Origin of the sequence: Nocardia sp. NPDC127606 (assembly GCF_042671725.1) — a bacterium.
Lineage (GTDB): Bacteria > Actinomycetota > Actinomycetes > Mycobacteriales > Mycobacteriaceae > Nocardia.
The window spans coordinates 16451-29859 of record NZ_JBHXWQ010000001.1; the positions used below are offsets into that span (position 1 = coordinate 16451).

Annotated in this window: 10 protein-coding genes and 4 tRNA genes; 5 read left to right on the forward strand and 9 right to left on the reverse strand. The window is 69.0% G+C overall.

Annotated elements, in window-relative coordinates:
• Positions 1–64: 64 nt before the first annotated feature.
• Both ACFVJ5_RS00090 and ACFVJ5_RS00095 read right to left on the reverse strand, forming a co-directional pair.
• Complete coding sequence (locus ACFVJ5_RS00090; RefSeq protein ID WP_379217551.1) at positions 65–1618, reverse strand: alpha/beta hydrolase; 1554 nt, start codon at positions 1616–1618, stop codon at positions 65–67.
• A gap of 32 nt (positions 1619–1650) precedes the next feature.
• Positions 1651–2412, reverse strand: a complete 762-nt coding sequence (locus ACFVJ5_RS00095; protein WP_379217552.1) for a pyrimidine reductase family protein — start codon at positions 2410–2412, stop codon at positions 1651–1653.
• A gap of 35 nt (positions 2413–2447) precedes the next feature.
• On the opposite strand from ACFVJ5_RS00095, the gene zapE reads away from it, so the two are divergent.
• Positions 2448–3467, forward strand: coding sequence for a cell division protein ZapE (gene zapE / locus ACFVJ5_RS00100; protein ID WP_379217554.1), 1020 nt, complete (start codon positions 2448–2450; stop codon positions 3465–3467).
• Between the two features lie 12 nt (positions 3468–3479).
• Here the strand turns inward: zapE and ACFVJ5_RS00105 are convergent, their stop codons facing one another.
• Positions 3480–4019, reverse strand: coding sequence for a GNAT family N-acetyltransferase (locus tag ACFVJ5_RS00105; protein ID WP_379217555.1), 540 nt, complete (start codon positions 4017–4019; stop codon positions 3480–3482).
• A gap of 152 nt (positions 4020–4171) precedes the next feature.
• Here ACFVJ5_RS00105 and ACFVJ5_RS00110 point away from each other — a divergent pair, with 152 nt between their 5' ends.
• On the forward strand, positions 4172–5680 hold the full coding sequence (locus ACFVJ5_RS00110) for a flavin-containing monooxygenase (RefSeq protein ID WP_379217557.1): 1509 nt from the start codon (positions 4172–4174) through the stop codon (positions 5678–5680).
• A 63-nt stretch (positions 5681–5743) separates the two neighbouring features.
• Positions 5744–6688 (forward strand): LysR family transcriptional regulator, encoded by a 945-nt coding sequence (locus ACFVJ5_RS00115; RefSeq protein WP_379217559.1) that lies wholly within the window; start codon positions 5744–5746, stop codon positions 6686–6688.
• 18 nt (positions 6689–6706) lie between these two features.
• On the opposite strand, the gene ACFVJ5_RS00120 is transcribed toward ACFVJ5_RS00115, so the two are convergent.
• The gene (locus ACFVJ5_RS00120; protein WP_379217561.1) at positions 6707–8749 is read right to left on the reverse strand and encodes a hypothetical protein; all 2043 of its coding nucleotides are present in this window, start codon (positions 8747–8749) and stop codon (positions 6707–6709) included.
• Between the two features lie 374 nt (positions 8750–9123).
• Between ACFVJ5_RS00120 and ACFVJ5_RS00125 the strand changes: the two genes are divergently transcribed.
• Positions 9124–10077 carry a hypothetical protein gene (locus ACFVJ5_RS00125; RefSeq protein ID WP_379217563.1) on the forward strand — a complete coding sequence of 318 codons (954 nt, stop codon included), beginning with the start codon at positions 9124–9126 and terminating at the stop codon, positions 10075–10077.
• Here ACFVJ5_RS00125 and ACFVJ5_RS00130 read toward each other — a convergent pair.
• From ACFVJ5_RS00130 to ACFVJ5_RS00150, 5 genes are all read right to left on the reverse strand, one after another.
• A complete protein-coding gene (locus ACFVJ5_RS00130; RefSeq protein WP_379217564.1) occupies positions 10043–11236 on the reverse strand; it encodes a hypothetical protein in 1194 nt (397 codons plus the stop codon). The two genes, ACFVJ5_RS00125 and ACFVJ5_RS00130, sit on opposite strands and share 35 nt — an antisense overlap.
• A gap of 52 nt (positions 11237–11288) precedes the next feature.
• Positions 11289–12362: a phospho-N-acetylmuramoyl-pentapeptide-transferase gene (gene mraY / locus ACFVJ5_RS00135; RefSeq protein ID WP_378658313.1), complete on the reverse strand. Its 1074-nt coding sequence runs from the start codon at positions 12360–12362 to the stop codon at positions 11289–11291.
• Positions 12363–12541: 179 nt separating this feature from the next.
• Positions 12542–12616: transfer RNA gene (locus ACFVJ5_RS00140), tRNA-Val, on the reverse strand.
• A 1-nt stretch (position 12617) separates the two neighbouring features.
• A tRNA-Cys gene (locus tag ACFVJ5_RS00145) sits at positions 12618–12688 on the reverse strand.
• A gap of 40 nt (positions 12689–12728) precedes the next feature.
• Positions 12729–12800 (reverse strand) — tRNA-Gly (locus ACFVJ5_RS00150).
• Between the two features lie 415 nt (positions 12801–13215).
• Between ACFVJ5_RS00150 and ACFVJ5_RS00155 the strand changes: the two genes are divergently transcribed.
• Positions 13216–13287, forward strand: a tRNA-Val gene (locus ACFVJ5_RS00155).
• Positions 13288–13409: the final 122 nt, after the last annotated feature.

Genomic DNA, 13409 nt, shown 5'->3' on the forward strand with positions numbered 1-13409 from the left:
CGGGTTGCGATGGTGTCGCCGCACCCGTATGACGCGCCGGAACCGGGTGGTTGCCCCGACCGGATCAGGCCGGGCAGGCACCGCCGTCGGCGGGCAGTTTCCCCTCGGCGAGGTAGTCGTTGACGGCCTTCTGCGCGCACCCGGAGTGCGTGACGACCGGATGGCCCCAGCCCTGCCAGGTCATCGTGGCGTGCCGGGCGCCCGCCGAGCCGAGCGCGCCGGTCACCGAGGCGGCGGCCCCGCCGACGATCGGATCGGCGGCACCGGCGAACACCAGCACCGGCAAGTCGAGTTTCGTCGGCAGCGGCGCCGCGGTGGAGACCGGCCAGGCCGAGCAGACCATCAGCCCGATGGCGGCATTGCGCCCGAATACCGGATATTTGCTCGCCCACGTCTCGCTGAGTTCACGGGCCTTGTCCGCGGTCGGGGGCTGCTGGCTGTCGGTGCACCGGTTGACGAACTCGCCGTCGGAGGTGATCGCGGCGGCTTCGCGCACGACCGTGGCCGACAGCGGTCCGCGGTCGCCACGATCGGCGGCGGCCAGGATGTCGGCCATGGCGGTGACCCGGTTCGCCTGGTCACCGCGGGGACTGGACAGGAAACCGATGAGCGCGGTCGACAGGTCGGCGGCCGAGATCTCGCCGAGCCGGCCGCTGTTCGCCTTGTCCATCAACGCCGCGATCGCCGCCCGCGGATCGGCCCCGAGCGCGCAGTTGGCGGCCTTGCAGCGCTGCGCGAACGCGGTGAGCGCCGCTTCGGCGCCGGTGACACGCGCCTCGGCCATGGTGGTGGCATCCGCGCCGACGGGTTCGGGGGCGTCGAGCACGAGGCGGGCCAGGTGGTCGCCGTAGCGGCGGGCGTAGCTCAGGGCCACCTTGGCGCCGTTGCCCGCGCCGAGCACGTTGATCTTCTCGACCTGCCATTGCTTGCGCAGCTGTTCGATGTCGTCGGCGGCGTGCGGCGCGTCGAAGGTGCCCTCGTAGGGCTGCAGGAAATCGCGGCAGGCGATGGTGGCGTCCTGGCTGAAGCCCGCGACGGCGCCGACCTGATCGGCGTTGCCCACCCCGGTCTGGCCGAGGTCGGTCATCACCGCGCGCAGCTGCGCCGGAATGCAGTCGATGGGCTGGGAGGCACCGATGCCACGTCGATCCACCGCGACGATCGGCTGCGCCGCCAGCAACGCGCTGTTGGGTCCGATCGCCAGACCGGCCAGCGTCGAGGCCGACGAACGGTCCGAACCGGAGGTGAGCACCAGCGGGGCCGCGTCGGTGGGCGTCTGCGGCAGGCGGGCACGCAGGGCGCCGGCACGGAACGTGCCGAGCACGGTGCCCGCGGTATCGATCGGGGTCGAGAACTCGGCGCAGTCGAGGACCAGGCCCGCCGGCGCGGGGCCGAAGTCGAGCGAGCTCAGCGTGGCCGCGGTGCAATCACGCCAGGCCAGATCGGTTTTGGGCACCTCGGCCTTGGCCAGGTCCTGCGGTGCGGGCGCTTCGGTCTGGACGCCGCCTGCCCCAGGGCGCTCGACGGCGACGACGGGCCGATCCGACGGTCCGGCCCCACAGCCCGCGAGCATGATCGACAGTGTCGCGGCCGTTGCCGCGGCCCGAGTCCAACGCATGCGCTACACACTGCCAGGTTCGGCGCCAGGTTTCATCGACGGGCCCACCGGGCCAGGACGGTGCCGTCCTCGGCGAGCACCAGCTGCTTGCGCGCCATCGGCAGGTCGAAAGTGCTTGCCGACAGCGAGATTCGCCCGCCCGCGCCCCCGACCAGCATCGGGGCGGTGGTCAGGCAGAGCTCGTCGACCAGGCCCGCCTCGGCCAGCTGCCCGAAAAGATGCGGTCCGCCTTCACACAGCACCCGGTGCAGACCGCGCTCGGCCAGCACCCGGACCAGCGCGGCGGGCATGATCGCGGCCTCGCCGGCGACGACCACCTGCGCGCCCGCGTCCTCGAGCGCGCTGACCTGCTTCGGGTCCGCGTGGCTGGTGGTGATGATCAGCGGCGCCACCTCGGCGTCGGTGAAGAACTTCGACCCCGGATCGAGCTTGGCGGTCGCGGTGACCACCGCGATCGGTGGCGGGGTGCCGTCGGGGTGACCACCGATCCCGTGCCGATGGTGCGCGATGCGCCGTTGCGGGTCGGGGTGCGCGCCGCCGTAGTTCTCCGCGCGCAGGGTGCCCGCGCCGATCACGATCACATCGGCCAGTTCACGCAGGACCGTGAACACCGTCTTGTCCGCCTCGGTGCCCAACCCTTCGGAAACACCGTCGATGGTGAAGGCGCCGTCGATGCTGCTGACGAAGTTCGCCCGCACCCACGGACCGTCCAGATGCCGTGGATAGGCATAGCACCTGGCCAGTGCGTCGGCGTCGAGGTCTGCGAGCTGGGTCACATTGTGGATACGCTGCATAGGGATCGATGCAACCACGTCCGTACGATTTGTCCATGCAAGAACGCCTTGTCGATCGCCATCCGGAGGTCCCGGCCGACCAACTCGTCGCGCAGATGGTGCCCCCGCCCATGTTCGACGAGGTCAGCTTCGCCTCCTACATCCCCGACCCCAACGAACCGAGCCAAGCGGCCGCGGTCGCCAAGGCCGAGCAATTCGCAGGTCAGGTGGCGAAAATCCACAAGGCCGCCTCGAAGAAGAGCCTCTTCGGCAAGAAGAAGGCAGTCTCGGGCGCGGGCCTGTATCTCGACGGCGGCTTCGGTGTCGGCAAGACCCACCTGCTCGCCTCGATCTTCCACAGCTCCCCGGCGCCCAAGTCCTTCGGCACCTTCGGCGAGGTCACCAACCTGGTCGGCGCGCTGGGCTTCAACAACGCCGTCGAGCGGCTCTCGGCCAACAGCGTGCTGTGCATCGACGAGTTCGAACTCGACGATCCGGGCGACACGATGCTGGTCTCGCGGCTGCTCACCGAGCTGTCGGCCCGTGGCGTCTCCATCGTGGCGACATCCAACACGCTGCCCGGCCAGCTGGGCGAGGGTCGTTTCGCGGCATCGGACTTCCTGCGCGAGATCAAGAAGCTCGGCTCGATCTTCGATCCGGTCCGCGTCGACGGGCCCGACTACCGGCACCGCGACCTGCCGCCCGCCCCGGAACCCACCTCGAACGAGCTGCTCGTCGAGCGTGCCGCGACGACCCCGGGCTCCACCCTCGACGAATTCGACGTGCTGCTCAAGCATCTGAGCACATTGCACCCGTCCAAGTTCGGCGCGCTGATCCAGGGCGTGGCCTCGGTGTTCATCTCCGACGTGCACACCGTGACCGATCAGGCCGTCGCGTTGCGCGTGGTCGTGCTGGCCGACCGCCTCTACGACGCGAGCATCCCGGTGACGGTGTCGGGCGTCAAGCTCGACGAGATCTTCTCGAAGGAGATGCTCGACGGCGGCTACCGCAAGAAGTACCTGCGCGCGATCTCACGTCTGCTCGCGCTCTCGCGCTTCGAGGCCGCGGCCGCCTGACTCCTCAGCCGGTCAGAGCGCGCGTTCGAAGACGAAATCGGAGTGCAGCTGGTTGCCGACCATGAACGTCTTGGTGCCCACCTGCCGAAAACCGTGCTTGGCGTAGAACTTCTGCGCGCGCTCGTTGGCCTGGTTGACCCCTAGCCACACCGTCTCGGCTTCCGAGTCGCGCGCGGTGTCGACCACGGCTTCCATCAGCGCCGCGGCGACGCCGCTGCCGTGGTGTCCGGGCAGGACGTACATCTTGCTCAGTTCGACCACCTCGCCCGCGCTCACCTGCGCGGCGACGTCGGGGTCGCTCGGCCTGCCCGCGATGAGCATGGCGTAGCCGACGATCTCGTCCCCCTCGACAGCCTTGAGCACGGTCCTGGTCGGGTCGGACAGGTATTCGCCGAAGCGTTCGCCCGACAGCATCTGCTCGAGGAAGATCTCGATATCGCTCGCAGTGGCCTCGGGCGGGCAGGCGAGCGGAAATGTCGCGGCCGCCACATCGCTGAGCGCCTCGGCGTCCCAGAGTCCGGCTCGGTCGACGACGACGGAACTGTTGGTCATCCTTCCAGTACAGCACGGGTCACCCCGGCCGCGGCGCGACTGTGGATCGCGACAGCGCGGCGGCGCGACGGCTGGGTCGGGCACTGTCGCACAGACTGTGGGCTGTCCAGCGCGGTGGCACCTCACCTACTGGTCCGAGTAGTCTCCTGCGCATGACGAGCGGTAGCCGCATCGGGATCGTCGGTGCGGGAGTGGCGGGTTTGGCCTGCGCGAAGGTATTGAGTCAGGCGGGGTTCCCGGTCGAAGTCTTCGACCGGGCCCCCGACGTCGGCGGTGTGTGGAGTGCCACCCGCCGGTATCCGGGACTTCGCGCGCAGAACAGCAAATCCACGTACGCGTTCAGCGATCACCCGATGCCCGAGGATTTCCCCCGTTGGCCGGACGGCCAGCAGATGCAGGCCTACCTGGCCGGATACGTGCAGGAGTTCGGCCTCGGCCCGCACCTGCGCCTCGGCACCGAGGTGGTGGCGGCCGACCCGGTCGACAGCGGCTGGCTGCTCGAGATCCGCGACCACATGGGCGTGCACCGCACCACCTGCGATCACCTGATCGTCGCCAACGGTGTGTACAGCGACCCGGTGATGCCCGCCCTCACCGGTGCCGCGGCGTTCCGTGCCGCGGGTGGGCGACTGTGCCATGTCTCGGAATTCCATGATGTCGAGCAGGCACGTGATCGTTCGGTGGTCGTACTCGGCTACGGCAAGTCCGCGTGTGATGTGGCCGAGGCCGTCAGCCACATCGCCGACGAGACGACCGTGGTGGCGCGCAGACTCACCTGGAAGATGCCGCGCAAGCTCGGTTTCGGCGCCGACTACGAGCGTCTGCTGCTGACCCGCGCGGGGGAGGCGCACTTCCCCTCTCGCTTCCCGCATCGCGTCGAACGGCTGCTCGACCGTCTCGCGCTGCGCCAGTCGAACATGGACCTGCTGCAGGAGCGGGTGACGCGCAAGCTGCGGCTGCGTGAGCTCGATCTGGTACCGACGAGCCCGATCTCCGAGATCGGCACCAGCAGCGCGAGCCTGGCCACCGAGGGCTTCGCCGAGCAGGTCGAGGCGGGCCGGATCAGCGTGCACCGCGACACCGAGATCACCGAACTGATCGGCGGACCGCACGGACCCGCGGTGCGTCTGGCCGACGGCAGCCTGAAACTGGCCGAGATCGTCCTCTGCGCCACCGGTTACCGGCAGGAGGTGCCGTTCCTCACCCCGTTCGTGCGACGCGCCCTCACCGACGAGGTGAGCGATTTCCGGCTCTACCGCCACATCCTGCCGGTGGAGATCCCCAACCTGAGCTTCGCCGGCTACAACAGCTCGAATGTGAGCGCCCTCAGCGCCGAGGTGGGCGCGCACTGGATCGCCGGGCTGCTCACGGGCCGGTTCGTGCCGCCGATGGCCGAGCTGATGAACAACGAGATCGATGCGCGCCTGGAGTGGTCGCGTGAACGCAGCGAGGGCAACCACGCGCACGGTGCCTCGGTGGTCCCGTTCTCGCTGGCCAATATCGACGAGATGCTCGACGATCTCGGCACGCCGCTGCCGTTGACGTCGCGGTTGGCGCAGTGGGTGCGACCCGTGCGGCCCTCGTCCTATCGCGGGGTGCTGCGCAATCGCGCGGTGGCTGCCCCCGTGGCGCCCACACCGGCGCCCGTAGCGGAGCGGTAGCCGACACGCCGGATCGCCGTCGGCAACGCCGACTGCGATCGGTGCGTTGGTGATAATCCTCGCGTGGACGCGCTGGATCTGAACCTGCTGCTCGCTCTCGACGCGCTGCTCGACACCAACAGCGTGACCGAGGCGGCCAGGCGACTACACACCTCGACCTCGGCGATGAGTCGCACTCTCACCCGGCTGCGCGAGGTGCTCGGCGATCCGCTGCTCGTTCGTTCGGGCAGGCAGATGGTGCCCACGCCGCGGGCCCTCGAACTACGCCACGATGTGGCGAGCCTGGTCGATCAGGGCCGGTCGCTGCTCACCGCCCGCGACGGGAACGGGCCCGGCAGGCATCGTGATTTCGTTGTCCGCGTGGGTGATTCGGTCGGCGCGAGCCTGTCCGGTCCGCTCCTGGCGGCGGTCCACGCGCAGCTGCCAGGGGTGACGGTGCGGCTGCTCGCGGCCGACGCCGCCGACGGTGCGGTGGCGTTGCGTGACGGCCGGGTCGACGTCGAAGTGGGCATGATCGGGCAGACCGACCCGGAAACGGTGGTCAAGCGCCTGTTCACCGACCGCTGGGTCGGCGTCGCCGCGCCCGACCACCCGTTCGCCGTCGACCGCCCCACCGTCGCCGCCTACGCCTCGGCACGGCATCTGGAGGTGTCGCCCACCGGTCGCACGCACGGCCCGATCGACGACCGCCTCGCCCTGCACGGCCGCACCCGCCGCGTGGTCGCCACCGTCGCCGACCTGCCCACCGCGCTGCTCACCCTCGCGTCGACCGAATTGATCTGCCCCGCACCGGAACTGTTGTCCCGCGCCGCCCGCACCGCGCTCGGCTTGGCGATGTTCGAGATCCCGCTGCCGCTGCCCGCCCCCGTCGTCGCCATGGCGTGGCACCCGCGCAACACCGCCGACGCCGGTCATCGCGCGCTACGCGACCTCATCGGCACCGTCCTGCAAGAGCCTCCGAAGCCGGAGGCCGACCCGGGTCTCGTCTCGCTGGCGACGCCTGCCTGACCGGAGGCGAAAGTACGCCTAACCGACGTCCGGGGTCGGTGGGCCGAACACGTCGCGGCGGCCCGGCGGGAGACCGGCCGAGCGTTTCAGCTCGTCGAGCATGGCCTGCAGCTTGTCGACGTGGGCGCGTTCGATGTCGAAGGCGCGGTAGGTGCCGGTGACGGTGATGCCGGCCGAGTCGGTGGCGGTGGGCGGAACCGGGTCGGAGGCAGGGCGTTCGAGGGGATCGGGGCCGCTCATCGACCCCTCGCGACCGGTCGGCAGGCCGAGAGTCGGTGGATCGAAGTCCGCGGACGGGCGATCGTGGTTGGTGAGCGTCGCGTGATTGTTGCGCGGCGCCTGGTCGGGCAGGGCGTCGGTGTTCGCCGGTCGGTCGGCGCTCGGGAAGGCGGTGCTGTCGCCGACGCCGTTGACGTGCGATGAACCGGGGGTGCGCGCCGGATCCACCGGGACCTGGTTCTGCTGCGTGGTGAGTTCTGCCGGTGGGGTGAGGCGTGGGGGCGGCCCGGAGACGGCCGGTGGCTCGGGTGATTCACCGGTGGTCATGCGGTCGCGCGGGGTGAAATCGTCGAAGAGGGATTCGGCACGGCGCGCGGAGTCGGTGGTGAAGCCGTTGCGGGCGTGCCCGTTTCGGTCCTGGGTCGGCGATGTGGGCGCCGGATCATCCGTGAAGGACCAGTGGATGCCGTTGGCGGTGTTGCCTACGGGTTGTGCATCCACCGACGTGTCCGGGCGGATTTCACCCGCGAGCGGGGAGTGGGACTCGAATCCGTTGACCGGCTTGCCGTTCGGGGGAGTCGCGGATCGCGCACCGGTGAATCCCGACGACAGCTGGTCGTCGGCGGCATGGACGGGTTCCGTCGGCGCGGGCCGTGCGACACCATTCCCGTTGGGGGACAGCTCCTCCGGCGACGGAACGCGCAGTCTGCCGTCTCCCGTCGCCGAGCTCTCCGTCGGCTTCTTCACCGGGCGAGCCCGCTCGATCACGGCATCGGGGCTGATTTCCGCCGTCAGCGGATCGCCGGGCGCGGGCCGCGCCGACTGGGCTTCGTCCGGTGAGCTCGGAACATGCTTCATCGCACCGGAACCGAGCCCGAACCCGTTGGAGCCGTTCTCCCGCACGACAGCGCTCACCTCCGCGCTCCCGGGCAGTGGTCCGCCGGTAGCGGACGACGGCGTGCTGTTGTCGACCTCGGACGTGGCCGGGCGATCCTCGGAGAGCACCGTCGCGGTGGGCCTCGTGGCTGTCGACGCACTCGTTCCCGGCGCGTGGTCGACAACAGGTGCCGTCAGCACCGTGCCGATCACCGCGGGCACCGGTGTGCCGTTTCGGGTGGACGCGATGTCGCCGGCCACGCCCTTCGTGGTGCCGTTGGTCCCGTTCGTCGACGTCCCGTTCGAGACCCGCTCGCCGGACCCGTTGCCGGTACTGCTGAGCCGCGCGGGCGCGGGCCTGCGACTCGGCGGTTCGCCGGCGGCGGCGTTGCCGCCGACCGCGACGATCGAATCGGTGTCGAACGACGCCGGTTGACCCAGGGGCGCGGCCGCCGCCTCCGCCTGCACCGTGCGCGGGATCGGCGTCGCGGCCAGCGCGGTGGGGTCGCCGAGGTGATCGGTGGTCGGCCGGATAGGAGAGCTGCGGCGTTCGAGCGGGGGCCGGGAGCCGTCGATATCGCGGTCCCGGTGCGGCGGTAACGACTCGGGGGCCGATTGCTGGTCGTCGAGTCCGTCGGACGCGCGTTCGGCGGCCTCCGCGGCTTCGCGAACCTCGCGGCGGCTGCGCGTGCCCCGCGCCGGCCGGCCGGAATCGGACTCACCGTCGTTGTCGAGGGCGTCGAGCCGGGAGCTCAGGCGTGAAATGTCCTGTGACGCACGAAATGCCCAGGATTCCAGCCGCCTGATCCGGGTGTGGTCGGGCAGATCCTCGTCGGCCGGGAAGGTGGGCACATCGAGCTGGACCCGCGCGGCGACGATATCGAGCTTGTCGCTGACTTCGCGCAGCGCCGTGGCGATACTCGCCAGCATCGACCCGATGGACTCGTCGTGCTCAGCGTGGTTCATGCACACCCTACTTCCCGTGGTCGCCCGAGCGTGCCCGCCTCGGCCGCAGCGATCATATCCACCGGAGCAACAGCACGTGTTGTCGTGACCGCCTACGCGACGCGCCGAACTGATTCGCAATCAGGATGAAACGGACATGCAACAGGCCGGGTCTGTGTATCGAAATGATCAAGATCTAGGCGTCTTCGTGCGACGTTGGCACAATGAAATGGCTTGATATACAAGCAGAGTCGCATTTGTGACCTCAATCACCGGGCGATGACGCACCCGAACGCGGGTCAAGGGGGCTGGCGCCTTTTCGGTGGCTGCGGGAACCTGATGTCCAGGACGTGCGCGTGAGCCTACGACGGGTCCCTTGGTGAGGGAGTGATGGTGTGAGGACGAAGCGGCTGAGCGAGACCCAGGTGGCGTGTGGACGTCGAGCGCTGCTCGACGAACTGGGGATTTCCGAGGGCAGCCGCCGCGCCGTCACCGAACGCACCGGATATGGCTGTGGTTGCCCCGAATGTGCTGCGGCCCAGTGGAATACGCAGCGACTCGAGCACTGGATCTGCGGCAGGCTCACGGCGGCGGGCGCCGACGAGGCCGAGGTCGACGCACAGATCGGCGATATTCCCGTCGATATCTACTGGCGCCGCGGCGACCGGCGCTGTGTGGTCGAGGTGCGCAGCGGCCCACTCGACATCACCGCGGCCCGCGCACACCGGAAACGCTTGCAGGCGGCCGGAATCGACGATGTGCTGTGGGTGTGCCCGCAGGGTTTCTGGGTGCCGCTGGTTCCCGCGGTCGGCATCGCCGATTTCGCGCCCGCGGCCGCCGACTACCGCATCGACCAGGGCATGCTCTCCGCGGGCAAGACCGGGTTCGCCGCCCCCGCCGGCGGCAGCACCGAGTTGCGCGATTTTCTCGAAGGCTGGGTGTCCGGCGAAATGCACTGGGGGCACGCGGATCTCACGACAGGAGGGTGGTCCGACGTGGGCACCTGGGAACGGCATACCGCGGCACAGGCCGCGATGATCGAGCACCAGCGCACCGAGTTGCGCGATCAGCGGGTGGAGCTGGCGGTCTCGCGCCAGGCCGTGCGCGACAAGCAGCGGCTGGTCGGCCGTCTGCACAACCGGATCGATCGAGCCGGGGTGAACGCCGACGCCGAAGCCATCACCATGGCTGGACTGCGCAGCGAACTCGTCGCCCAGCAGCGCGTCGCGGCGAGCCTGCGCGCGAGCATCGGGCGGATGGATCGCACCCTGAATCAGTGGCAGTGGCTCACCTGCTGCGCGATGCTGCTGGTCCTCACCGTGATGGTCGGCGCGATGGTGATGCGCTGAGCCGCATCGGCAACCGGTCCCACTGCCAGTCGTTGCGGAGCACGAGACCGGCCAGGTCGAGCAGATCGAGGCCGGTTTCCGTGCTGACCGTGGCCAGCGCCTGTCGATCGTAGGGGCCCTGTTCCAGGTCGGTGGCCACGCGTTGCTCGATCGAGGCGTCGACCGGTCGGGCTTCGAGCTGGGGTGTACCGATCGCGCTGCCGGTCCAGACGAGCCAGCCCCAGCCGTGCTCGCGCGCGTAGGTGCGGCCGAGTTCGCTCTGGATCCGGTTGTGGTGGAAGGCTGTGCGGCCCAGCGGGACCACGTCGACGAGCACGGTGCGGCCGTCGGTGAGCTGGGCGGCCACGGCCGGATAGTGCACCTGGTCCTCGCCGGCGAAGCGGTAGGTCAGTGCGGCCGGTTCTTCCTGGAACGCCGCCACCGCCGGGTCGGCGTCGAGGGTTCGCAGCAGTCGGGCCGCCATGGCCGAGTCGTAGGCGACGTCGCGACCTGCCTTCGCCAAGTAGAACCGTCCGCGGCCGTCGTCGTCACCGTCGGCCACGCGCGCCGACTCGGTGGGCAGTGGGGCGGCGGACCCCGTCGCCCACTCGACGTCGGCCAGCAGCGCCCGCAGATCGTCGGCGCCGTCCGCCGGCACCTGCAGCTTGGCCAGGATGCTGGCAGTCTTCTTCTGCCAGCCCAGGATTCGCTGCATCACATACCCGGCCACCCGCTTGGCATCGCCCGGTTCGTGTCCGGCCAGCCGGAGCTTGAGGTAGGACCACTCCATGGCCACCAGGTCGGTGTCGGTCGCATAGGTCTCGGCCAGCAGCATGCGCACCAGACGCAGATCACCCGCCTCGACCGGATAGCGGTGCGCGAAAACTTGCGCCGACCGGTGTCCCGCGCGGGCGGCTTCGCGCACGATCCGCCCGATCGCTTTGGCGTAGAGCTGGCGGACCCTGTCGCGGGCCAGGTCGTAGCGGGCGCCGATCCGGGTGAGGGTCTCCGGGCGCTGCCCCCCGATCCCGAGGCGCAACGCGACGATCCGCGCGTCGCGGGCGGCGCGTTCGGCATGGTCGGTGAGCAGTTCGCCGACCAGATCGTCGAGCTCCTCGAGCTCGAACGAGACGTCGGCGGCGATATCGTGACCCGGTGGCCTGACGATCTCGGCACTCACAGCGGCGACCTCCCTCGCTCGGTCGAGTCAGCGTAGCCGCAGGCCCCGACAACTAGAGCGAGGTCAGATACTCGCTGTAGAACAGACACAGCCCCGTCGCCGACGCGATCCCGGCCAGCACCCAGAACCGGATGATCACCGCGGTCTCGGGCCAGTTGTTGAGTTCGAAGTGATGATGGAACGGCGCCATCCGGAACAGCCGGGTATGGGTCGTGCGGAACACCACGATCTGCAGCACCACCGACATGATCTCGGCGACGAACAGCGCCCCGATCACCACTGCCAGCAGCTCGGTGCGGCTGGTGATCGACAGCCCGGCCAGCAGGCCGCCGAGGCCGAGCGAGCCGGTGTCGCCCATGAAGATCTTGGCCGGCGCAGCGTTCCACCACAGGAAACCGATGCACGCCGCCGCGCCCGCGGCGCTGACCATCGCCAGGTCGAGCGGATCGCGCACCGTGTAGCAGGCGCGTCCGGGGCTGATCTCGCACGAGTTGTCGTACTGCCACAGCGTGATCACCACGTACGCGCCGAGCGTGAGGCTCATCGAACCGGCCGCCAGCCCGTCGAGCCCGTCGGTGATGTTCACCGCGTTCGACCACGCGACCACCAGCAACACGATGAATGCCACGAAGAACAGCGACGCGAAGGTGATGGTGTTGATGTCACGGACATAGGACAGGTTGCGACCGGCGGGCGTGAGCCCGGTGGCGCCGGGGAAGCGCAGCACGAGCACGGCGAACACCACCGCCGCACCGATCTGCCCGATGTATTTGCCCGCCGCGGTCAATCCGAGATTGCGGTGCTTGCGCAGCTTGATGGAGTCGTCGAGGAAACCCACCACACCCAGCGCCGACGCCAGCAGCAGTACCAGCACCCCCGACGCGCTCGGCCCCGGTGCGTCCCACAGCAACCCGATCAGATGCGACCCGAGATACCCGGCCCACACCCCGGCCCCGATCGCCAGCCCGCCCATCGTGGGCGTTCCGCGTTTGGCCTGATGACTGGCGGGCCCGTCGATCCGGATCTCCTGCCCGAACCCTCGCCGCGCGAAAACCCGGATCAGCCCCGGCGTGAGCGTGATGGTGACGACAAGAGCGATCCCCGCCGATAACAGGATCTGCCTCACTCGATTGCCCCTCCATGCCGCCGGTCCCGCACCGGACCCGCCCGGCGATGCCGTGTGCCGATACTAGGGGAGCTCACCGGGAAACCGTGCCGAGAGTGATCTGGGTTACAGACTCGGCTCACTGAACCGGTCACGCAAACAAGTCAGGCCCCCTCGAAAGGGGGCCTGACTTGGTACGGTGGTGCGCGATACTGGGATTGAACCAGTGACCTCTTCCGTGTCAGGGAAGCGCTCTCCCGCTGAGCTAATCGCGCGAGGTGGAGACGGGAATCGAACCCGTGTGCACGGCTTTGCAGGCCGTTGCCTCACCACTCGGCCACTCCACCGTACAAAGGAGGATGGGGCTAGTGCCTTACCTACCTCTCGAGCGGATGACGAGATTCGAACTCGCGACCCTCACCTTGGCAAGGTGATGCGCTACCACTGCGCCACATCCGCATTTACTTCACACTTAGGGGAGCGGCTCGGCCTGGCGGCTCTGCTGCTCTCTGCGGTGCGAGGAGAACATTAGCCGACGTTCGACGCAGACTACAAATCGCCTGGTAAACCGCCCTAAATATGAATTACACGCATGTCGCCCACATCTAGTTGAACCGATCCGCCGCCCAGTGATCCCTATCATCCACATTTTGAAACATAGATATGCGCATCCAGCCATGGTATCTCTCGGGTGTCGAGGGTGTGGACCATCGATCGCCCGCACGCGCGTACACGCGCGCGAGCGCGAGCATCGACCCCGGCTGGGTTCCCTCGCCGAAACCCCGCTTCACAAGGCGATTTGGTGTCATCCCGGCCCCCCGTGCTAATGTTCCATCTCGTTCGAGCGGCTCAAAACCCGCCCGACACAGTGTTCGGTCCCATAGCTCAGCGGGAGAGCGTCCGCCTCACACGCGGAAGGTCGCTGGTTCGAAACCAGCTGGGACCACCGAATCCCCTCGACATAACACCTGGTCGGGGGGATTTTTCGTGTGATACCCCCGGGGTGCATGTCACCGTGATTGACCACTGTTGGCCGCCGCGATCCGGGGCTAGGGGCACGCGTGGGGC

Bases quoted from the DNA above. Each gene is read 5' to 3' on its own strand.
- ACFVJ5_RS00120 (WP_379217561.1), bottom strand. From the start codon at position 8,749: ATGAACCACGCTGAGCACGACGAGTCCATCGGGTCGATGCTGGCGAGT.
- ACFVJ5_RS00110 (WP_379217557.1), top strand. From the start codon at position 4,172: ATGACGAGCGGTAGCCGCATCGGGATCGTCGGTGCGGGAGTGGCGGGT.
- zapE (WP_379217554.1), top strand. From the start codon at position 2,448: ATGCAAGAACGCCTTGTCGATCGCCATCCGGAGGTCCCGGCCGACCAA.
- ACFVJ5_RS00095 (WP_379217552.1), bottom strand. From the start codon at position 2,412: ATGCAGCGTATCCACAATGTGACCCAGCTCGCAGACCTCGACGCCGAC.
- ACFVJ5_RS00105 (WP_379217555.1), bottom strand. From the start codon at position 4,019: ATGACCAACAGTTCCGTCGTCGTCGACCGAGCCGGACTCTGGGACGCC.
- ACFVJ5_RS00090 (WP_379217551.1), bottom strand. From the start codon at position 1,618: ATGCGTTGGACTCGGGCCGCGGCAACGGCCGCGACACTGTCGATCATG.